The 22,743-nt window shown below is 46.5% G+C and carries 14 protein-coding genes, 4 tRNA genes and 1 pseudogene; 16 read left to right on the top strand and 3 right to left on the bottom strand.

What is annotated here, in order from left to right; genetic code table 11:
- Positions 1–71 precede the first annotated feature (71 nt).
- Positions 72–1,724, top strand: a complete 1,653-nt coding sequence (locus C7Y71_RS09280) for an alpha/beta hydrolase family protein (RefSeq protein WP_193215899.1) — start codon at positions 72–74, stop codon at positions 1,722–1,724.
- 3 nt (positions 1,725–1,727) lie between these two features.
- Positions 1,728–2,849: an endonuclease/exonuclease/phosphatase family protein gene (locus C7Y71_RS09285; RefSeq protein ID WP_111898113.1), complete on the top strand. Its 1,122-nt coding sequence runs from the start codon at positions 1,728–1,730 to the stop codon at positions 2,847–2,849.
- 981 nt (positions 2,850–3,830) lie between these two features.
- Here C7Y71_RS09285 and C7Y71_RS09290 read toward each other — a convergent pair.
- The 3 genes from C7Y71_RS09290 to C7Y71_RS09300 all read right to left on the bottom strand — a co-directional run bounded on the left by C7Y71_RS09290 (position 3,831) and on the right by C7Y71_RS09300 (position 8,671).
- Entirely contained in the window at positions 3,831–4,955 is a 1,125-nt protein-coding gene (locus C7Y71_RS09290) for an HNH endonuclease family protein (RefSeq protein WP_226943437.1), read from the bottom strand.
- Positions 4,952–6,046: an adenine-specific methyltransferase EcoRI family protein gene (locus C7Y71_RS09295; RefSeq protein WP_111898112.1), complete on the bottom strand. Its 1,095-nt coding sequence runs from the start codon at positions 6,044–6,046 to the stop codon at positions 4,952–4,954. The genes C7Y71_RS09290 and C7Y71_RS09295 overlap by 4 nt, the downstream gene beginning before the upstream one ends.
- Positions 6,047–6,523: 477 nt before the next feature.
- Positions 6,524–8,671, bottom strand: coding sequence for a fasciclin domain-containing protein (locus tag C7Y71_RS09300; RefSeq protein ID WP_111898110.1), 2,148 nt, complete (start codon positions 8,669–8,671; stop codon positions 6,524–6,526).
- Positions 8,672–9,044: 373 nt separating this feature from the next.
- Here C7Y71_RS09300 and hpf point away from each other — a divergent pair, with 373 nt between their 5' ends.
- From hpf to rpoC, 14 genes and pseudogenes are all read left to right on the top strand, one after another.
- The gene (gene hpf, locus C7Y71_RS09305; RefSeq protein ID WP_111898109.1) at positions 9,045–9,338 is read left to right on the top strand and encodes a ribosome hibernation-promoting factor, HPF/YfiA family; all 294 of its coding nucleotides are present in this window, start codon (positions 9,045–9,047) and stop codon (positions 9,336–9,338) included.
- 324 nt (positions 9,339–9,662) lie between these two features.
- A tRNA-Tyr gene (locus C7Y71_RS09310) sits at positions 9,663–9,745 on the top strand.
- Between the two features lie 24 nt (positions 9,746–9,769).
- Positions 9,770–9,842, top strand: a tRNA-Gly gene (locus C7Y71_RS09315).
- Between the two features lie 15 nt (positions 9,843–9,857).
- Positions 9,858–9,929, top strand: a tRNA-Thr gene (locus tag C7Y71_RS09320).
- An 85-nt stretch (positions 9,930–10,014) separates the two neighbouring features.
- Positions 10,015–11,196, top strand: coding sequence for an elongation factor Tu (gene tuf / locus C7Y71_RS09325; protein WP_111898107.1), 1,182 nt, complete (start codon positions 10,015–10,017; stop codon positions 11,194–11,196).
- Between the two features lie 55 nt (positions 11,197–11,251).
- Positions 11,252–11,324, top strand: a tRNA-Trp gene (locus C7Y71_RS09330).
- Positions 11,325–11,344: 20 nt separating this feature from the next.
- Positions 11,345–11,533, top strand: a complete 189-nt coding sequence (gene secE, locus C7Y71_RS09335) for a preprotein translocase subunit SecE (protein ID WP_111898105.1) — start codon at positions 11,345–11,347, stop codon at positions 11,531–11,533.
- A 21-nt stretch (positions 11,534–11,554) separates the two neighbouring features.
- Complete coding sequence (nusG, locus tag C7Y71_RS09340; RefSeq protein WP_111898103.1) at positions 11,555–12,094, top strand: transcription termination/antitermination protein NusG; 540 nt, start codon at positions 11,555–11,557, stop codon at positions 12,092–12,094.
- 79 nt (positions 12,095–12,173) lie between these two features.
- Entirely contained in the window at positions 12,174–12,611 is a 438-nt protein-coding gene (gene rplK, locus C7Y71_RS09345; protein ID WP_111898102.1) for a 50S ribosomal protein L11, read from the top strand.
- A gap of 25 nt (positions 12,612–12,636) precedes the next feature.
- Positions 12,637–13,331: pseudogene (rplA, locus tag C7Y71_RS09350) on the top strand (50S ribosomal protein L1).
- Positions 13,332–13,344: 13 nt separating this feature from the next.
- Entirely contained in the window at positions 13,345–13,866 is a 522-nt protein-coding gene (gene rplJ, locus C7Y71_RS09355; protein ID WP_111898100.1) for a 50S ribosomal protein L10, read from the top strand.
- Positions 13,867–13,967: 101 nt separating this feature from the next.
- Entirely contained in the window at positions 13,968–14,345 is a 378-nt protein-coding gene (gene rplL / locus C7Y71_RS09360; RefSeq protein ID WP_111898099.1) for a 50S ribosomal protein L7/L12, read from the top strand.
- 173 nt (positions 14,346–14,518) lie between these two features.
- Positions 14,519–18,331: a DNA-directed RNA polymerase subunit beta gene (gene rpoB / locus C7Y71_RS09365; RefSeq protein ID WP_111898098.1), complete on the top strand. Its 3,813-nt coding sequence runs from the start codon at positions 14,519–14,521 to the stop codon at positions 18,329–18,331.
- A 79-nt stretch (positions 18,332–18,410) separates the two neighbouring features.
- Positions 18,411–22,667, top strand: coding sequence for a DNA-directed RNA polymerase subunit beta' (gene rpoC, locus C7Y71_RS09370; RefSeq protein WP_111898097.1), 4,257 nt, complete (start codon positions 18,411–18,413; stop codon positions 22,665–22,667).
- The last annotated feature ends 76 nt before the right edge of the window (positions 22,668–22,743 follow it).

Genomic DNA, 22,743 nt, shown 5'->3' on the forward strand with positions numbered 1-22,743 from the left:
TTTTACAAAGGGACTGTCTTTTAAAAAATATATATATAAATTTGTATTTTAATATTCTAAAACAACTTGATATGGAGATAAAATCATTACTAATGGGTCTCGCACTCTGTTTGTGCCCCCAACTTTTGTCTGCACAAATAACAATAGGAGAAATCAGAATTATCCATGAGACCGATACTATCTGGAAATTTGGCTATGAGGGCATCAATCTCTACAGTCGTCCGGTACATCGTATAGACATTGCCTATCCATCGAAGGATCCTAAAGGCAATCCGACGGAACTGAGTGGTTATGTAGCAATTCCCGCAGACGTCTATTCGGGTGAACAACCTGTTGACGGTATCATACTATACAACCACTACACCCAGTTGAATTTCAACGATGCACCGACAAAGGGTTATGCTACGGGTGAAGACTATGTACTTGCAAATCCTTTACGTCCCAATTACATCATTGTATGCAGCGACTTTTATGGTTTTGGCATCACTGAAGGCAAGGGACAGAGTTTTTGCTATGGAGAAGCAAATGGTCAAGCCAGTATTGATTGTCTGTTAGCCGCTCGTGCATTGCTCGATGATCGCGGTATCAGTCAAGGCAAGTTTCTTGTCAATGCCGGTTACTCATCAGGCGGATACGATGCTATTGCCGCACAGAAGGTGCGTGATATGAAATATCGGGATGAAATATCCTTTGATAAGACTATAGTTGGCGGTCTGCCATTCGATGTGGAAGAAGCATTTAACGACGTTATTTCAGACAAGGATGATAATGAAAAGGAACTCTTTGGAATTCTGATGATTCTTGACAGTTACAATATAAATGCAGGTCTGGGACTTGATTTACCCAGTATGTTGAAAGAACCCGCAGCGTCAAAGTTCGATGAATGGATGCATTCCGGTAAATATACCACACAGGACATCAAAGATGCGTTGAAAGGACTTGCCCTCACTGATGTCGTGCAGGATACACTGTTGAAGTCTTCTTCTCCGGTGGTTTCTCTTATAAAAAAGTCCATGCGTGATGTCGCATTAAAGAATGATTGGCAGCCCGACACAACGCAGAACTACTTTGTGTTCAATCTTTTCAAAGATGAGACGGTTCCTGTGAACAGTTGCAGGGCTTTGATAAATTTCCTGTCCAATTATGACGGCTGTTTCAAGAAAAGCATTGTGCCCGAGCAGACGCACCTGCAAACCAACTTTGTGATTCCATCCAAAGGTCATACTGTAGTGGGAGGTATTGTTTATTTTATGAACCTAATTGCTACTGTTTCAGCCTTACCGGTTCTTTACTATGACGGAGAGCTCAATACGCATTATGCAGATTTAGTGAAAGACGTCACACCAATGGGTATTATCCACAAACTTGAGGACGCAGGCATTGATGTTAAGAAGATTGTAAAAGAGCGTATGGGCGAAGGTGGCGGACTTGGCGATATTTTCTCTCTTATTGCATCGCTCGACGAGAAGCTCAAGCCATTGGGAATCACTACAATCGAGTTGTTGACGATGGCTGATGACAGCGGACTTTCGCTTTTGGAAATTATGGAGATATACTCATATCTTACTTCTGATGATGCCAGTGAAAGTGCCAAACTCAGGAGTCAGAAGTCGTTGCCGCGCCAAACAAAACTAATGGTCGGTACAACCGATTATTATAGATTTTTCCTGATGGATTGGTTGAAAGAGAATAATGTAAACATTTACGAATCCCAAAAGCACTAAAATATGAAAAAGATTATATTAACGATAGTAGCCTACGTTGTTGCAATGGCAACAAGTGTCAGCATGGCGCAAACCGAAGACGGAACATTCAGCATTATGACGCTCAATGTGGACGGACTGCCCGGAAAATTCCTGATGTTCGACGTCAACAAGGATGGTCCAAAGTCTGATGGCAGTTTAGCAATAAGTAAATACATCTTGAGCAAGGATTGCGACATTATTGCTATGCAGGAAGATTTTAATTATCGTTGGGAGATTTGGTCGCATCTCTTTGCCAATTATGACCACGACGAGTGGACCGGAGGTGTCATTTTCGAAGAAATGCAAGACTGCGACTTTATACACCCGCAAAATATCAAACTGCCATGCGACGGACTGAATATGTCGTGGAAGAAGAATAGTCAGTCAACTGCCTACGAGCGTGTGGCATGGGAGAAAAGTTTCGGTAAGTTCAGCCACGAATTCGATGATATCGTGACTAAAGGCTTCCGCCGCCATGAAATGACTTTAGAAAATGGCAAGCAACTGGTGGTATATAATATGCACATGGATGCAAGCAGCCTCAGGGACGAGCGTTTAGGTAACGACGTAAAAGACCGTGAAGCGCGGCAATCACAGTGGGAACAGTTGCGCGACCATATCCTCGTGCATCTCGACAGTCGTCCCATTGTTGTTGTTGGCGACATGAACAGTCTTTATCACAAGGATTCTGTAGAGTCTGTCTTTATCAATGCCATAAATGCTACAGGACGCGCAACTTCCGGCGACGCATGGGTAACCTTGCAGAGAAATGGTATTTATCCGAAACTTGGCGATGAGCCGCAAAAAGATGAACTTCTCGACAAGGTTATCTATATCAATCCAACGGATGCTGACTACACCATCATTCCTGTGAGTTATGAAATGGACAAGGCGGGCTATACTGTCGATGGTGAACCTCTTGGCGACCATTACCCCGTCATTGTGCATTTTAATACGCTACGGAGCAAGAATGTCAGTGGTGTAAATACAGTAAATTCCACAATAACCGATGAGAAATGGTATTCACCTCAAGGTGTTCGTCAACATGGCATAACCAAGGGAATAAACATTAGCGGTAGCGGTAAGAAGGTGCTGGTGCGATAATCTGCACAATAAGCCTATATTTTTGGGTATCTTCTTATAAGAAACTATTTCAATTGTGGAAAAAAAGATGGCATCTAAGCAAAAACAGCCTTAGAATGAAAAATCCGCTACTTTTGTTGGAAGTAACGGATTTTTTGTACCTTTACAGCGTGAGAGGTGGATTAACCTTTAGAGACCGCGTCTCATTCCAGCCAAGTTAAACGCTTGGCTTTTTTATTTGAACGCGAATTACGCTAATTTCGCGAATCCATGCGGCATGAAAATGACGCAAATTTTGCCAACGCTTCGCGCGGCGATTACGCGAAGGCTTGCAGAATGTTTGTGCAGCGGAAATAAATAGCTTCTATGCCGAATGGCTTCGCGTAATCCATCGAGCGAAGCAATGATAAAATTAGCGTAATTTCACAACACGCGATAAAATATCCCGAAAGGCTTCGCGAAATTCTTGCGGTAGCAAGCGAGCAGAGCTCGATTACGCGTAATTCGCGTTCAAAAAAGTCTGCCACGCAAGCGGCACTTCTTTTTAACGTGAGTTCGATATAAGAAATTAGTTTTTTGTTGCATAGTAGTCCTGTAAGGACGTTACAACCATAGGCAGGGGTGGAAGGAGCAAAGCGACTGAAACCCCTGTTTTTCAGCGTATAAGAAACATAAACCCCATAGGGGTGCTACAGAAAAAAACAAATAACGATACATTTGCACACGATGAATATAATATGATGTTTAATCTCTTAATTCCTGTGTCGCCCATACTGGGCTCACTGTGTTGTTCTGTACATAACAGGGGTTTCAGTCGCTTCGCTCCTTCCACCCCTGCCTACGCTGTATCGCCGCTCCGCGGCTAACGGACACCAATCTTTCAAAATTTATTTATTTGTGAGATTTGTATGATTTGTATTATTTCTGCCTCGACAGAGGCACTAGATTTACTTTAGTCGCTTCGCGAGTCTTTTATTCCTAACCTCTATCTTTTCTTTTGCTTTACTTCGCACCCTTCCTGCGATTACATTCGCGGCAGAGCATCTGGCAGTTTTCGATGACGGTTAGCCCGCCATCCCGCCAGGGGGTGATGTGGTCGCCCTCCATGAATTCAAAGTCGTATTCCTTTCCGCAGTGTGGGCAGATGTGGTTTTGTTTCTCCCATACGGCGAGTTTGATATTTTGAGGGAATGCTCGTAGGTCGAGAAAGCGCTCGTCGCCTGTCAGGACGTAGGGTATGATGCCTTTCTGTCGCTGTATTTCGCCATCTGTCATGAGTTCTGAGATACGCTTGCCGAGATCGGCAGCGTCGAGGGTTTCTGAACGGTATTTATCGTAGTAGAGCGCCCAGTCGAGCCCTTTCATGATGCGCCGGAACTTCTTCATGTCGAAGTTGGTCTGTGCCCAGTTGAGCACGTTCTGGAAGTATGTCCAGAGGTTGTTGGCGTTAGGGTCGTGCTGATGTGCTGCCATGTATCCCACGGGCGTCTGTCGCTTTCCTTCGCGCGTTTCATGGTCTGCCATCCATTCGAGTGCTCTTTTCAGGAAGTCCTGACGTATGGGCGTGCCGTCCACAAGGTCTTTCCCCAAGCGGTATGCGCCGCAGTTCGACTTTGAGAAATGGCGCTTGGCATCACTCACGAATGGTCCGGCATACACGGCATTGTTTATTTCCTGTTCGTTGAGTGGTTTGCCGGCGATGTTGATGGTCTTGAACCACTCAAGTTTCTCCGACGCCTCGCCCTCGCAGACGTAAACCGTGAGTTTGTAGTCGAGTATTTTGTTCTTGATGTCGTCGGTGAGGTTGAAGAAGTTCTTGAAGTCGTAGGAGAACTTCCCTGCCACATATTCGCAGAGCGACAGCGTGCGCTGCTGCCCGTCCATCACCTCGTAGGGGCACTCCGCATCGTCGCTCCGCTTCACCCAATACATCACGTTGAGCGGGTAGCCGTGCAGCACGGTCGTTATCACTGCCTGCTGCTCCTTGTCGCTGTAGATGAACTCACGTTGATAAGGCGGACGAATATCTAACTGGCCGTTATAACCACGCACACCTTGCTCATCGTTATTGATATAACCAGTAGTTATATCTCTTACTGTTACTTCTATTTGTTTTATCGTCATCATGGCATTTGGGGGTGTTTGTTGCGGATGAAAATTCGTGCATATTTCTTTTTACCATTTATATGCCAACCATCAGCACCTGGCGAGAGCAGTTCTACTTCTTTTGAAACTACATCTTTAATATTTATATTGGCATATTTCTTGGAATAATCATTGGCATTTACTATTTCAAATTGTTCTGGGCAATACTTGTCAAGGAAAGTTATAGGAACTCCCATTATTCCATCATAGTTACAAGGGATGTCAGACGTTCTATCTACATTGATTGCGTCGTAATTGTCATATTGAGGGTATTCTTCAGGGGAGTAGCGGCAAACTAAATCGAGTTCTTCGTGACGCTTGTTATGATCCATATTTGTGAACCATCTTACTCCTTTTACTCTTATATACTTCCTTCCATCATCATCAATGCCACAAGTTGCTGCATTTAATGGATAATCATCTGGAACATTAAATTTCCTATCACCACTTGTTATACTCGGACCTATCCACATCTTATTTTCTTTAATGAGTGGGAAAATGTCCCTATATGTTAATGCGTTAACGTTGCCTATTATCAAAAACTTCTTCCCATACTCCATAAGTTGTGCCACATACTCCCGAAATAGTGAGAAGGGCGGGTTGGTAACGACGATGTCTGCCTGTTTGAGGAGTTCTATACATTCCTTTGAGCGGAAATCGCCGTTGCCCTTGAGTTCCGAAAGCACATTCTTGTCGTTTTGAATCAGGTACTCCACGTCAGCGAGATCCACTGCCCCGTCTCCGTTCACGTCCTTTACTTCGGATATCTCTACTTTGTAGGCAATCTTCTTTTCGTTGCCTTCGGTATCAAGTCCGAAGAGGGATAGTTGTGTACCTGCTACGGGTGAACCGTTGTAGCAGGTGCAGATGAGTTTTTTCAGCCCGAGTTGGTTGAAACGCAGGGCAAAATATTTGAAGAAGTTGCTTTCGTAGGGGTCGTCGCAGTTGCAGAGCACCACCTTGCCGCGGAAATGCTGCCAATAGTGCTGCAACTCGCGCTCTATGTCCGCCATCTGCGTATAGAATTCATCCTTTTTTGCAGACTTTGCGGCATTCAGTGTCTTGTTTGCCATAATATGGATTGATAGTTGGTTCATTGCACGCTTCACTATCAATCCGCTGCACACAACAAGGGCGTGATGCACCTTATTGCGTTCAGCTTTGAGGCAGCCTCGGACGGAAACCTCAGGTAACTAACAAGAATGCACCACGCCTGAGCGCAGTTGCATTGCTATATTGCTACCTAAGGCGTTCCATACGAACACCTTATCACATATTACTTCTGTGCGTTATGTTATTTCCAAAGAGTTTCCGAGGCTTTTGGCTGAACGCGAAATAATAGCGAATGCTGTTGTTGTTTGTCGGGGTTTTTCTCCCGATTCGGTTGTAAAATTACTAAAAAGTTTGGGAAGGAAGTAGTCTGGGGGATTTTTTTACCACGAACGATCACGATTTTATAGCTTAGCGAGTGTTTTTCTCCACGTGTTTTAGGAATGGAAAAAAAGGAGACAAGCGGTTGCCTGTCTCCTTGTTGTTTCTTGTAAAGCTGATTACCAGATGTCTTCCGGTTCTGTGCCGTTGAAGACGTTAGCCGGTACGAGTTCAAAGTAGTCAAGGAAGAACTGTGAGTCAAGTTTCTTCAATGATGATTTGAAGCGCAGGTAATATGTCTTGTTTGCTTTCATGTCTGCCACAGTAATGATACGACGCAGTGCCGGCAAAGAGCCATAGCCTTGGTCGCGGGCAGAGCTTTGGAACATGGTATCCCAGAAATAAGCGGGTGCTTTCATGTAGCCGTGCGTGCGGAGTTCTTTGTCGTTCTCAATGATGAGGTCTTCATCGAAATTGAGGTCTTCATCTTTGATGTATGGCACTTCGTAGTTTTCGAATGTTCCTGTGTCCTTGTTGTAGTTTGTGCCTTGACGCAAGTCGAACGGCAGACCCACAGGCAGTGTGTTGTCTGGCGATTCACCGAAGTATATGGTACACATGCCTCTTGAGGGGTTAAGAGCGGAACCCATACGGATTTCGTAGGTACCATCAATAGGTACCGGCGGGAGGCGTAATATGAAGTCGTACAGTCCGGAGAACAGGTATTCGTCGCCTTGGTAGTCGTGCCAGTAGCCGTAGCCATTCCATCCGCATACCAAATAATAGATCTCAGTTCCGTCTGTTTCGTTAGAGATGTCTTCGAAATAACCATGCTGGAAGGCTTGGTATTTAATGGCGCGGAAGTTGTTTGAGATGAGTTCCGGAGTTATAGTAGTAAGGTCGAACCTTATTCTTTCGCTACCGAGTGCGCGACGTGTTTCTATATCATAGAGCAGAATGCCGTCGATGGGGTAGTAGTAGCCGTTAGAAGCATTGTTGTCATTTGCTCCGTTGTTGGCATTTATCTTGATGTTGATGCCCGAACCTGTTGTGTATGGGCGTGTGGAGATTTCTTTATATGTTCCCTTGATACCATTATCGTATTTTGAAATGCGATTGAGGTAGATTTCATGTTCACCAGTAGGAACCTGAAGGACCTTTATCAAGCCTCTTCTGCCGTCTGAACCCATGTTGATTGTATAGAAGTAATCCCAGATGTCAACGGTGTAGTTTACTTCTTGCGGCTCAAGTATGTTTGAACCAAAGCGGTAGTTGTGTTCGCAGCAATGGTGTACAAACCTGTTGTATGCCATCTTTCCTTTTATGAAGTGGTAAGCAACGAAGCGATAGAAGGCGCTGTTGGGGTTCTTTGGGTCGTCGCTTGTGGCATCTGGATAGGCAGCCTGCACCTTAGCCTTGATTTGTGGTTCGATGGCTTCCCAGTTGGTAATGTCACCAAAATCGTTAGTCTGTGGCATCGTGATGCCCCATTCTTTTTGGAATACACTGTCGGTCTCTACGAAAGCGGTGAAGCCCAGATACCGGTGGCGAGGGATGTCCCAGTTTTGGTTGGAACCTTGGTATGCCACACTTGACCAATAGCGAGTTTCAGGCAAATTCTCATCGTTCTCATAGTCCATATCCTTCTCTATGGCAAGACTATCTTGAAGACCTGTTATTTCAAGCAACTTACCGAAAATCTTGAGGTTGTCTGCACTCTTAATGAGTTCTGCCACATTGTTTCCGGAAGGTGCGATTACAGTTGAAACGAGGTGGAGGTAGCCATTGGTCGCTTCATAGTCTGCCGTTTGAACAGGTGAAGTGCCATTGATGATATACACGTCATTTTCGTTAACAACACATGACAATAGACGGTCGTTGAGGTTAGTATTGAGGAATGACCCATTTACAGGGAATTCTGCCGATTCGTAGGCGTTTGCTCTTCCGCAGTCGATGATACAACTATATGCGATGAGTTGCTTCTGTTCGTATGTCAACTGACTGACGTCCTTGCTGCCCGTAATCTTTTCGCAATATGCTTCCACAGCTTCATTCGTTGGTGCGAATACGGTGTAGTTTCCTCGTGCTGAGAGTACGCTTGAGAGCGACGATGCGCGGTCGGAGGAGCTCAGACGCACCTCTTCCAGGATTGCTTTGATATACGACAGACTGTCGTTTCCGGTTATTAGTTCTGTCAGTGTGGGCTTGTCTTTAATGGCATAGTTAGAATCATCAATTTCCTCGGAGCATCCTGCAAAAAAAGATACAATACCAACGAGGAACAGCATCTGTATGCCTCTAATCAGATTAAGTCGGTTAAGCTTCATAGGTTGCAATATCTTTAAAAAACATTGTTAAATATCTAATAGTCTGTTTGCATCTGACTGCTGAGTATAAAACTCATTCTTCCAATTGCAAAGTTCGGCTTGCAAAATAACGAATAAATTTTCTATCGTCCAATCTTTTTTGCAAAAAAGTTACTCTCTCTTTATTTTAGTTTTCTGCCTTGTCTTTGTTGTTCAAATTCAGAAAGTAGAGTAAACAAAAAAAGATTTTGGTTCATTTTTTTTTCGTTTTATGGTGTTGATACAAAAATTTTGCTTAAATTCGCCATTGAAAACAATGATAAATGACTTTGCGTTTAGCAGAGTCAGTGCAAAACATTTTAACCTGTTCGCAAGAACACAAAATGAGTGTATTATGGAAATCAAGATTAAATCTATCCATTTCGATGCAACTGAGCAGTTGCATGCTTTCATCGAGAAGAAATTGTCGAAACTCGAAAAGAACAACGACCGTATTGTGAAGGCAGAGGTTTCCCTCAAGGTTGTTAAGCCTGAAACGGTAAAGAATAAGGAAACGAGTGTTCGCGTGCTGATACCGGGAAATGAGCTCCATGCTGAAAAGGTTTGCGACACTTTTGAAGAGGGTGTTGATCTTTGTCTGGAAGCCCTCAAGAAACAGCTTGAAAAAATCAAAGACAAGAGAAAATAAAGGCCTATAATATAATAAGGAGTGAATCAACTCCTATAATATAATAAAATCGAGGCGGTTGCATCAGGCTTCCGCCTCTGTTTTTGGTGTAGGAGTGTTTTGTTGTCATATTATACCCCGATCGCGTCAAAATTGCAGAACACTCTTGCTGTGTTTTTGAAAAAAATGTATTTTTGCACCACTTTTTCCCAAAGCGTGAATATATTTTTTGGAAAAAAACGAAAAAAAGTTTTGTAAGTCGAAAAATATATCTAACTTTGCAGCCGTTTCGCAGTGTACTTATGTGCTTGCGAACGAGACAGACCGTTTGAAATAAAGCGGCACGGGCAAATACCAGAGTGGACAAATGGGGCAGACTGTAAATCTGCTGGCTTTCGCCTTCGGTGGTTCGAATCCATCTTTGCCCACACTCCTTTACAAGGGGTGCTAATGCGGAAGTAGCTCAGTTGATAGAGCACTAGCCTTCCAAGCTGGGGGTCGCGGGTTTGAGCCCCGTCTTCCGCTCTAAGACAGAGAGACGCTGTTATAGCTCAGTGGTAGAGCACTTCCTTGGTAAGGAAGAGGTCACGAGTTCAAATCTCGTTAACAGCTCTCTAAAAGTATGGTGAAAAACCAACAAAAAAAGAGAGTTAAAATTATCAACGAATAATCATTCATATTAAATAATTTTCAAGCTATGGCTAAAGAACATTTTGAAAGAACCAAACCGCATGTAAACATCGGTACTATTGGTCACGTTGACCACGGTAAGACTACTTTGACCGCTGCCATCACTACTGTATTGGCAAAGAAAGGTCTCTCTGAAGTGAAGTCTTTCGACCAAATCGACAACGCTCCTGAAGAAAAGGAACGTGGTATCACTATTAACACTGCACACGTTGAGTACGAGACTGCAAATCGTCACTACGCTCACGTTGACTGCCCGGGCCACGCCGACTATGTAAAGAACATGGTAACCGGTGCTGCTCAGATGGACGGTGCTATCATCGTTGTTGCTGCAACTGACGGTCCTATGCCTCAGACTCGCGAGCACATCCTTCTCGCTCGTCAGGTAAACGTTCCTCGTCTCGTTGTATTCCTCAACAAGTGCGACATGGTTGACGATGCAGAAATGCTCGACCTCGTTGAAATGGAAATGCAAGACCTCCTCAGCCAATACGAATTCGAAGAGGATACTCCTATCATCCGTGGTTCTGCTCTCGGTGCACTCAACGGTGTTCCTGAATGGGAAGAAAAAGTAATGGAGCTTATGGATGCTTGCGACAACTGGATTCAAGAACCAGTTCGCGACAAGGATAAGGCATTCTTGATGCCTGTTGAGGACATCTTCTCTATCACTGGTCGTGGTACTGTTGCTACAGGTCGTATCGAAACCGGTGTAGTTAAGGTAGGCGACGAAGTTCAGATTCTCGGTCTCGGTGAAGACAAGAAGTCAGTTGTAACCGGCGTTGAAATGTTCCGTAAGATTCTTGACGAAGGTGAAGCAGGTGATAACGTTGGTCTTCTCCTCCGCGGTATCGACAAGAACGAAATCAAGCGTGGTATGGTAATTACTCACCCGGGTGCCATTACTCCTCACTCAAAGTTCAAGGCTTCAATCTACGTATTGAAGAAGGAAGAAGGTGGACGTCACACACCGTTCGGCAACAAGTATCGTCCTCAGTTCTATCTCCGCACCATGGACTGTACAGGTGAAATTCACCTTCCCGAAGGTGTTGACATGGTAATGCCTGGTGATAACGTTGAAATCACAGTTGAACTGATCTACAACGTAGCCCTCAACGTAGGTCTCCGCTTCGCTATCCGCGAAGGTGGTCGTACGGTAGGTTCAGGTCAGATTACTGAGATCCTCGACTAATCAAAAATGACATTGGGTTAGAGGTTTGGTTTGTCCAGGCCTCTAATTCCAACTTACGGGAATAGCTCAGTTGGTAGAGCACTGGTCTCCAAAACCAGGTGTCGGGAGTTCGAGCCTCTCTTCCCGTGCGAATTAAAAGAATGCATATATGTTTAAGAGTATTGCAACATATTGTAAAGGTTGCTACGAAGAACTGGCCCTAAGGACTACTTGGCCTACTCGCAAAGAACTTACACACACCGCAATTGTCGTTTTAACTGCTTCCATTGTGATTGCGCTTGTTGTGTTTGCGCTCGACTTTGTGTTTGAGCATCTTATGCAGTTGATTTATCATTAATCCTTTATCAAAGACTACACTATGGCAACGGAAATGCAGTGGTATGTGCTGCGTGCAGTTAGTGGTAAGGAAGCAAAAGTGAAAGAGTACATCGATGCCGAAATTAAGAACAATCGGTTTGATGGACTCGTTTCGCAGGTGCTTATCCCTACCGAGAAGGTGGTTCAGCAGCGCGGCTCGAAAAGAGTCGTGAAGGACCGCACTCTCATGTCTGGTTATGTTTTTGTTGAAGCGAAGTTAGTTGGTGAAATTGCTCATGAACTTCGTCAGACGCCCAACGTGTTGGGATTTCTGGGAGGTATGGACAACCCCACGCCGCTTCCATTGCGTGAGGTAAACCAACTTCTTGGTAAGATGGATGAGATGCAAGCGGAAAATCCCGAAATGGAGATCCCGTTCACTATCGGCGAGAACGTTAAGGTTATAGATGGTCCTCTCAGTGGTTTCTCAGGGGTTATTGAGAAAATCGACAGAGAAAAGAGAAAACTCATCGTGGTTGTTACCGTCTTCGGACGTAGCACCCCGCTTGAACTTGGGCCTATGCAGGTGGAGAGAAAATAGGTAATGTTACGTGCCTGAGATTCTCTCAATTTTTTGTTGCAGGTATTCTGCGGCAATGACTTAAAAATTAAAAACAAAAATGGCAAAAGAAGTTGCTGGATTAATCAAATTACAGATTAAAGGTGGCGCTGCAAATCCATCTCCACCCGTAGGCCCCGCTCTCGGTGCCAAGGGTATCAACATCATGGATTTCTGCAAGCAGTTCAATGCCAGAACTCAGGAGAAGGCTGGTAAGGTGTTGCCAGTGGTAATCACTTACTACACCGACAAGTCCTTCACATTCATTGTGAAGACTCCTCCTGTTGCAATTCAACTGCTTGAGGCAGCAAAGAAAAAGAGTGGCTCTGCTCAGCCGAACCGCCAGAAGATCGCTTCGGTCACTTGGGATCAGGTTCGTGCCATCGCAGAGGAGAAGATGCCAGACTTGAACTGCTTCACCGTTGAGTCCGCCATGAAACTGGTGGCTGGTACGGCACGCAGTATGGGTATAACAGTAACGGGCGACTTCCCCGGTTAATCATTAAACTTCAATTTTTAGAACAATGGCTAAACTGACAAAAAATCAGAAATCAGTCGCTGACAAAGTTGAAACAGGGAAGGCTTATACATTGGCAGAGGCTGCCGAATTGGTCAAGGAGATTACTACGACCAAATTCGACGCTTCGTTCGATATCGACATCCGTCTCGGAGTTGACCCCCGCAAGGCGAATCAGATGGTTCGCGGCACGGTTTCTCTCCCTCACGGTACAGGTAAGGTAACGCGTGTGCTCTGTCTCTGTCCCCCGAAGCTGAAACTGCTGCAAAAGAAGCTGGCGCTGATTACGTAGGTCTCGATGAATATATCGAGAAGATAAAAGGTGGCTGGACCGACATCGATGTTATCATCACGATGCCTGCCATCATGGGCAAGATTGGTGCACTCGGACGTGTACTCGGACCGCGTGGCCTCATGCCTAACCCTAAGAGTGGTACCGTTACCCCAGACGTTGCTAAGGCAATTCGCGAGGTAAAGCAGGGTAAGATAGACTTCAAGGTTGATAAGACTGGTATTGTTCATGCATCTATCGGCAAGGTGTCGTTCACCCCTGAGCAGATGGTAGGCAATGCCAAGGAATTCATCAACACTATCCTCAAGTTGAAACCCGCTGCAGCAAAAGGTACGTATATCAAGAGTATTTATCTTTCATCAACTATGAGCAAGGGTGTCAAAGTTGATCCCAAATCAGTAGAATCATAATTTTTGCACGAAAATGAAGAAGGAAGATAAACAAATAATCATCAAGCAACTTGGTGAGAAACTCAACGAATACGCACACTTTTATTTGGTAGATGTAACCGGTTTGAATGCACAGCAAACGAGCGATTTACGTCGCAAGTGCTTCAAGCAGGAAATTAAGATGGTTGTAGTTAAGAATACGCTCCTTCAGAAGGCTCTTGATGCTGAAGAAGTTGACTATTCTCCTCTTTATGGTTGTCTTAAAGGTACTACTGCCGTGTTCTTCTGCAACACAGCAAATGTTCCTGCAAAACTTCTTAAAGAGGAAAGCAAGGCTACAGGCATTCCTGCCCTGAAGGCTGCATACGCCGAGGAAGGCATCTACGTAGGTGCAGACCAGATTGACACACTGTGCTCCATCAAGAGCAAGGCAGAAGTACTTGCAGAAGTTGTGGCATTGCTGCAATCTCCGGCAAAGAACGTCGTCTCTGCTCTTCAAGGTGCCGGACAGACGCTCCACGGTGTGCTTAAGACATTGGGTGAACGCCCTGAATAATCAGCCGAATAACGGTTGGCGGGCTTAAAAATATTTGAGTGGCGTCAGGCGTTACGGAAAACCAAACAAATTGAATTAATAACAAAAAAATATTTACAAAAATGGCAGATATTAAAGCTCTTGCTGAACAATTGGTAAATTTGACAGTAAAAGAAGTTAATGAATTGGCAACAGTCCTCAAGGAGGATTATGGTATCGAACCCGCAGCCGCTGCAGTTGCAGTAGCAGCAGCTCCCGTAGCAGGTGGTGAAGGCGCAGCAGCTGAAAAGACTGAGTTTGATGTAGTTCTTAAGAGCCCGGGTGGTGCTAAACTTCAGGTAGTAAAGGCTGTTAAGGAAGCTTGCGGTCTTGGCCTCAAGGAAGCAAAGGACCTCGTTGACGGTTGCCCAAGCAAACTCAAGGAAGGTGTAGGTAAGGAAGAAGCAGAAGCACTGAAGAAGGCTCTCGAAGAGGCTGGTGCTGAAGTGGAAATCGCTTAACACACACATACCCCCCTTTACAGGGTGTCGGTTAAGAATCCTCTGGTAGGGGGTTCTTAACCTTTTTGCGTCTAATAATTCTATGTTTCGGGACCTAAACGAGTACTCATCCCGAAATTATGTAAAATTAAGGGTAAAAACCAGCCCTCAATCATATATTCAAAAACGAAAGAATGTCTTCAAATGTAATTAACCAACGTGTCAACTTTGCATCGGTAAAGAGTCCGATGGAATATCCTGACTTTCTTGATGTTCAGTTGAAATCATTTCAGGATTTCCTGCAACTTGACACACCGTCCGAATTGCGCAAGAACGACGGATTATACAAAGTGTTTGCAGAAACGTTCCCTATTCAGGACACTCGCAACAACTTTGTGCTGGAATTCCTCGATTACTACATCGACCCGCCACGTTACAGCATCGAGGAGTGTCTTGAGCGTGGACTGTCGTACAGTGTGCCTCTAAAGGCCAAATTGAAACTCTTCTGCACCGACCCCGACCATGAGGATTTCGGCACAATGGTGCAGGACGTGTATCTCGGTCCAATCCCCTACATGACCCCTAATGGCACATTCATCATCAATGGTGCTGAGCGTGTTGTTGTTTCTCAGTTGCACCGCTCGCCCGGTGTGTTCTTCGGCTCGAGCATACACGCCAACGGTACAAAACTCTACAGCGCCCGTATCATACCTTTCAAAGGCTCATGGATTGAGTTTGCAACAGACATAAACAACGCGATGTACGCCTACATCGACCGTAAGAAGAAATTGCCTGTAACCACGCTGCTTCGTGCCATCGGTTATGAAAACGACAAGGACATTCTTCAAATCTTCGACCTCGCAGAAGAGGTTAAGGTAAACAAGACTCAACTCAAGAAAGTCGTAGGCAGAAAACTTGCGGCAAGAGTACTCAAGAGTTGGGTAGAGGACTTTGTTGACGAAGATACCGGCGAAGTTGTTTCTATCGAGCGTAATGAAGTGCTGTTCGATCGTGAAACTATTATCGAACAGGATATCATTCCCGAAATCATCGAAAGTGGTGCAAGCACCATTCTCGTTCACAAAGAAGAAAATACTGCAGCCGAATTCTCCATTATCTTCAACACACTGCAGAAAGACCCGAGCAATTCTGAAAAGGAAGCCGTGCTCTACATCTATCGTCAGTTGCGTAATGCAGACCCTGCCGATGATGCCAGTGCACGTGAGGTTATCAACAATCTCTTCTTCTCAGAGAAGCGCTATGACCTCGGCGAGGTGGGACGCTACCGTATCAACAAGAAACTCAACCTCTCAACTGATATGGAAACGCGTGTGCTCACCCGCGAAGACATCATAGAGATTATCAAGTATCTTGTACAACTTATCAACTCAAAGGCAGACGTCGATGACATCGACCACCTTTCTAATCGTCGTGTACGTACAGTAGGCGAACAACTCTCTAATCAGTTTGCCATCGGTCTGGCCCGCATGAGTCGCACCATTCGTGAGCGCATGAACGTTCGCGACAACGAAGTATTCATGCCGACCGACCTTATCAATGCGAAGACCATCTCTTCCGTCATCAACTCTTTCTTCGGTACGAATGCGCTTTCGCAATTCATGGATCAGACGAACCCGCTTGCTGAAATTACGCATAAGCGTCGTCTTTCTGCGCTTGGTCCTGGTGGTCTGAGTCGTGAAAGAGCCGGTTTTGAGGTTCGTGACGTACACTATACTCACTATGGCCGCCTTTGTCCAATCGAGTCGCCTGAAGGTCCTAACATTGGTCTTATTTCGTCTCTTTGCGTTTATGCAAAAATCAACAATCTCGGATTTATCGAGACACCTTATCGTCATGTTGAAAACGAGGTTGTTGACCTTAATAACGACCACATAACCTATCTCAGTGCTGAGGAGGAAGAAGGTGTTATTATCGGTCAGGGTAACGCACCATTGCGCGATGACGGAACATTTATCCGCGACCGTGTGAAGTGTCGTCAGGATGCCGACTATCCTGTTGTTCCACCTTCAGAGGTGAAACTTATGGACGTGTCGCCTCAGCAGATTGCATCTATTGCAGCCGCGCTGATTCCCTTCCTCGAACACGACGATGCCCACCGTGCACTCATGGGTTCTAACATGATGCGCCAGGCAGTGCCTCTCATTCGTAGTGAAGCACCTATCGTAGGTACCGGTATCGAAAAGCAGGTTTGCGAGGATTCGCGTACGATGATCACTGCGGAAGGTGATGGTGTGGTGAAATATGTTGATGCTGAGAAAATTACCATTCTGTACGACAGGACAGAAGACGAAGAATTCGTCAGTTTCGACCCTGCATTGGTTGAATATAAAATACCCAAGTTCCGTCGTACGAACCAGAATATGACCATCGACCTGCGTCCTATCTGCGAGGTAGGGCAGCGTGTAAAGGCCGGTGATATCCTTACAGAGGGCTATGCCACAGAGAATGGTGAACTTGCACTCGGCAGAAACCTCCTTGTGGCTTACATGCCTTGGAAGGGTTACAACTACGAGGACGCCATCGTGCTCAACGAACGCATGGTTCGCGAAGATATCCTCACCAGTGTACACGTTGACGAATTCTCACTCGAGGTGCGCGAAACGAAGCGCGGTATGGAAGAACTCACGAACGACATACCTAACGTGAGCGAAGATGCCACAAAGGATCTCGATGAGAATGGTATCATCCGCATTGGCGCCCGTGTTGAACCAGGCGACATCCTTATCGGTAAGATTACGCCTAAGGGTGAAAGTGACCCCACTCCCGAAGAAAAACTCTTGCGTGCCATCTTCGGCGACAAGGCGGGCGACGTGAAAGATGCTTCGCTCAAAGCCAATCCATCGCTCTCGGGTGTGGTCATCAACAGCCGTCTCTTCTCAAAGGCTCAGAAGTCGCGCTCGTCGAAGGCTGCTGAGAAGGCAGAACTTCAGAAATACGACGATGAATTCAACAAGACTACAGCCGACCTGAAGGCAGAAATGATCAAACGTCTGCTCAAACTGACAAAGAATCTCAAGTCGAAAGGCATCAAAGACAACCTTGGCGCCGAAGTCATGGCGAAAGATGCCAAATTCAGCAAGTCTGTTCTTGAAAATCTTGACTATGCATCGATAATGCTGAACAACTGGACAGACGATGAGCATACCAACGACCTCATCCGCCGTCTCGTTATCAACTATCAGCGAAAGGTGAACATCCTCGATGCCCAACTCAAGAGAAAGAAACTGGCGCTTACTATTGGTGATGAATTGCCCAGCGGTATTATCCAGATGGCAAAGGTTTACATCGCCAAGAAACGTAAGATTGGTGTTGGCGACAAGATGGCAGGTCGTCACGGAAACAAAGGTATCGTTTCGAAAGTTGTTCGTCAGGAGGATATGCCATTCCTCGCAGACGGAACTCCGGTTGACATCGTGCTGAATCCTCTGGGTGTGCCTTCGCGTATGAACCTCGGTCAGATTTTTGAAGCCGTACTTGGTTCTGCAGGAAAGAGACTCGGTGTGAAGTTTGCAACACCTATCTTTGATGGTGCAAAACTCGAGGACCTGCTCGAATGGACTGAAAAGGCAGGGTTGCCCAGATACGGCTCTACACAACTTTATGACGGCGGCACGGGCGAACCCTTCGACCAGAAAGCAACAGTGGGTATTACCTACATGCTCAAACTGGGTCACATGGTAGAAGACAAGATGCACGCACGCTCCATCGGTCCGTACTCACTCATCACGCAGCAGCCGCTTGGCGGTAAAGCCCAGTTCGGTGGACAGCGCTTTGGTGAGATGGAAGTCTGGGCAATCGAAGCCTTTGGTGCTTCTCATGTGCTGCAGGAAATACTTACCATCAAGTCGGATGACGTAACAGGACGTTCCAAGGCATACGAGGCAGTAGTCAAAGGCGACAAGATGCCCGAGCCCGGAATACCTGAATCGCTCAATGTACTTTTGCACGAATTGCGCGGACTTGGTCTAAGCATTAAACTCGACTAAAATAACAGACTCTTTAAAGGGGTGTTGTATAAATCCTGATTTATTAAACATCACCAAAGACATAAAACCAAAATAGAATATGGCTTTCAAGAAAGAAAATAAATTAAAGAGTAATTTCACGAAGATCACCATCGGTCTGGCATCACCTGAGGAGATACAGGCAAACTCATTCGGTGAGGTTCTGAAACCTGAAACCATCAACTACCGTACATACAAGCCTGAACGCGACGGTCTTTTCTGCGAACGCATCTTCGGTCCTACGAAAGACTATGAGTGCAACTGCGGTAAGTACAAACGTATTCGCTATAAAGGCATCGTGTGCGACCGTTGCGGTGTGGAGGTTACGGAGAAGAAAGTGCGTCGTGAGCGTGCCGGACACATCACTCTCGTTGTGCCCGTAGCCCACATCTGGTATTTCAAGTCGCTGCCTAACAAGATAGGCTACCTGCTCGGACTGCCAACTAAGAAACTCGACTCCATCATCTACTACGAGCGTTATGTCGTAATTCAACCCGGTCTTCTTAGTGAGGACTGTAACGAACTCGACTTGCTTACGGAGGAAGAATATCTCGAACTCCTGAAGAAACTGCCACAGGACAACCAATACCTCGAAGACACCGATCCTAACAAGTTCATTGCCAAGATGGGTGCCGAGGCTGTGTATGACCTCCTGCATCGCCTTGATCTTGATGCACTTTCTTACGAACTGCGCGACCGTGCCAATACCGACACTTCCATGCAGCGTAAGAACGATGCACTCAAGCGTCTTCAGGTGGTAGAAGCCTTCAGAAGCAGCAAGGAAATCAATAAGCCGGAGTGGATGATTATGAAGATTCTTCCGGTTACTCCGCCAGACCTCAGGCCATTGGTACCACTCGATGGCGGGCGTTTTGCAACCTCTGACCTCAACGACCTCTATCGTCGCGTACTCATTCGCAACAACCGTCTGAAGCGTCTCCTTGAGATCAAGGCACCTGAAGTTATCCTTCGCAACGAAAAGCGTATGCTTCAGGAGGCAGTGGACAGCCTTTTCGACAATAGCCGCAAGAGTAGTGCAGTGAAGAGCGACAGCAACCGTCCACTCAAATCTCTCAGCGACTCGCTCAAGGGTAAGCAGGGGCGCTTCCGCCAGAACCTGCTCGGTAAGCGTGTGGACTATTCAGCACGTTCCGTAATCGTTGTAGGTCCTGAACTCAAGATGGGCGAATGCGGTTTGCCAAAACTCATGGCAGCAGAACTCTACAAACCGTTCGTTATTCGTAAACTGATAGAGCGCGGAGTGGTTAAGACCGTGAAGAGTGCCAAGCGTCTTGTGGATCGTAAAGACCCGATGATCTGGGATATCCTCGAGTATGTGATGAAGGGACATCCCGTGCTCTTGAACCGTGCTCCGACACTCCACCGTCTCGGTATCCAGGCTTTCCAGCCGAAGATGATAGAAGGCAAAGCCATTCAACTACATCCGCTTGCTTGTACGGCATTCAATGCCGACTTCGACGGCGACCAGATGGCTGTGCACCTCCCGTTGAGCAATGAAGCCATCATGGAGGCACAGATTCTGATGCTGCAGAGCCACAACATCCTCAATCCTGCCAATGGCGCACCTATCACCGTGCCATCACAGGATATGGTGCTCGGTCTCTATTACATCACAAAGATACGTCCGGGAGCAAAAGGCGAAGGACTGACTTTCTATGGTCCCGAAGAGGCTATCATCGCTTTCAACGAAAACAGAGTGGATGTACACGCACCTGTTAAGGTGCTTGTAGATGACCTCGATGAGAACGGATTCCCTGTTAAGCACATTGTTGAGACTTCAGTGGGACGTGTCATCGTCAACGAAATCATCCCGAAAGAAGTTGGCTTTGTCAACACCATCATCTCAAAAAAATCGCTGAGAGATGTCATTACACGTGTTATCAAATCCGTTGGTATGGCTGAAGCCTGTGAATTCCTCGACGGTATCAAGAATCTGGGTTATCGCATGGCGTATGAAGGCGGTCTTTCGTTCAACCTCGACGACATCATCATTCCGGAAGAAAAGAAGAATATCGTCAAGAGGGGTAACGACGAAGTTGACCAGATTACAGCCAACTATAACATGGGCTTTATCACGGATAAGGAACGCTACAATCAGGTCATCGACACCTGGTCGCACGTGAATACCGACCTCAAGAAGATTCTCATGAAAGAGATGACAGAGGCAGACCAGGGTTTCAATGCCGTGTTCATGATGCTCGATTCAGGTGCCCGTGGTTCTGCCGACCAGATTGCACAGTTGGCAGGCATGCGTGGTCTTATGGCTAAGCCACAGAAAGCCGGTGCTGAAGGCAACATGATTATTGAGAATCCTATTCTCTCCAACTTCAAGGAAGGTATGTCGGTACTTGAGTACTTTATTTCTACTCACGGTGCTCGTAAGGGTCTTGCCGACACCGCTCTCAAGACAGCCGATGCCGGTTACCTCACACGTCGTCTTGTCGATGTGTCGCACGATGTCATCATCACAGAGGAAGACTGCGGCACACTGCGCGGACTCGTATGCCATGCGCTCAAGGACGGCGATGAAGTCATTTCGTCGCTCGGAGAACGCATACTCGGACGTGTTACGGTGCACGACATCATCAATCCTGAAAGCGGACGACTCATACTGCCTGCAGGTGAGGAAATCACTGAGAGCGTTGTGGCAGAGATAGAAAATTCACCTATCGAGAGCGTCGAGATACGTTCCGTACTCACATGCGAAAGCAAGAAAGGTGTTTGCCAGAAGTGCTACGGACGAAATCTTGCAACAAGCAAGATGGTACAAATTGGCGAACCTGTCGGCGTTATTGCAGCACAGTCCATTGGTGAACCTGGTACACAGCTCACACTGCGTACGTTCCACGCCGGTGGTATTGCCGGTGATGCTGCGGCAAACGCAACCATTACAGCCAAGTCCGACTGCCGAGTAGAATTCGAAGAACTGCGTACAGTAGATGTCAAGGAGGAAGATGGTACACCAAGCAAGGTAGTTGTCAGCCGACTCACCGAAGTACACTTTGTTGATGTGAATACCAACATTGTTCTTTCTGTTATGAATGTGCCTTATGGCTCACACCTCTTTGTTGACGATAAGCAGATGGTAAAGAAAGGCACACTCGTTGCGCGCTGGGACCCGTTCAATGCCGTTATTGTAACTGAAGATGGCGGTAAGATCAAACTCGAAGGCGTGGAAGAAGGTTCTACCTATCGCATCGAGGAGGATGAAGCAACAGGTCTGCGCGAACGCATCGTCGTAGAGTCGAAAGACCGCAACAAGGTGCCCGTAGCGCACATCATGAAGGGCAAGGAAGTGCTCCGTACCTACAACTTCCCCATCAACGGCCATATCTCGGTCGAGGACGGACAGAAAGTGGTGCCGGGCGACATCCTCGTCAAGATACCGCGTGCCGTAAGCAAGGCTGGCGACATCACTGGTGGTCTGCCTCGTGTAACTGAACTCTTCGAGGCCCGCAACCCGAGCAATCCTGCGGTGGTCAGCGAAATCGACGGTGAAATTTCAATGGGTACCGTCAAGAGAGGTCATCGTGAAATCATCGTTACCTCAAAACTTGGCGAGGTGAAGAAATATCTCGTATCGCTGTCTAAGCAAATCCTCGTTCAGGAGAACGACTTCGTTCGTGCCGGAACACCGCTCAGCGATGGTTCTGTTACTCCCGCAGACATCCTTGCCATCCAAGGTCCTACTGCCGTGCAGAGTTACATCGTCAATGAAGTACAGGACGTTTACCGCCTGCAGGGTGTGAAGATTAACGACAAGCACTTTGAGGTTATCGTGCGCCAGATGATGCGCAAGGTAGAAATCCAGGATGCAGGCGACACACGCTTCCTCGAACAGGAAATTGTTGACAAACTCGACTTTGCAGAGGAAAACGATCGCATCTGGGGCAAGAAGGTAGTTACGGATGCGGGCGACAGTGAAAACTTGCACAAGGGACAGATTGTAACCGCCCGCAAACTGCGCGATGAGAACTCGTTCCTCAAGCGTCAGGATAAAGCTATCGTTCAGACACGCGATGCCGTTCCTGCCACGAGCCGTCAAATACTGCAAGGAATCACGCGTGCAGCGTTGCAGACCAAGAGTTTTATGAGTGCCGCTTCCTTCCAGGAGACTACCAAGGTACTCAATGACGCTGCCATCCGCGGTAAAACCGACTATCTGGAAGGTATGAAGGAGAACGTTATCTGCGGACACCTGATTCCTGCCGGTACGGGTCTGAGACAGTTCCAGCGTATCGTCGTAGGCGACAAGGAACAGTACGACCGCCTGCAGCAGTCGGAAAACGTGTATTAAAACTGGATAACACGAAACTAAATAAAAATACCCCGTGACGTTTGAACGCGTTACGGGGTATTTTTCTTGTTGTCAG

The sequence above is a fragment of the Pseudoprevotella muciniphila genome, assembly GCF_003265305.2.
In the GTDB taxonomy this organism is placed as follows: domain Bacteria; phylum Bacteroidota; class Bacteroidia; order Bacteroidales; family Bacteroidaceae; genus Alloprevotella; species Alloprevotella muciniphila.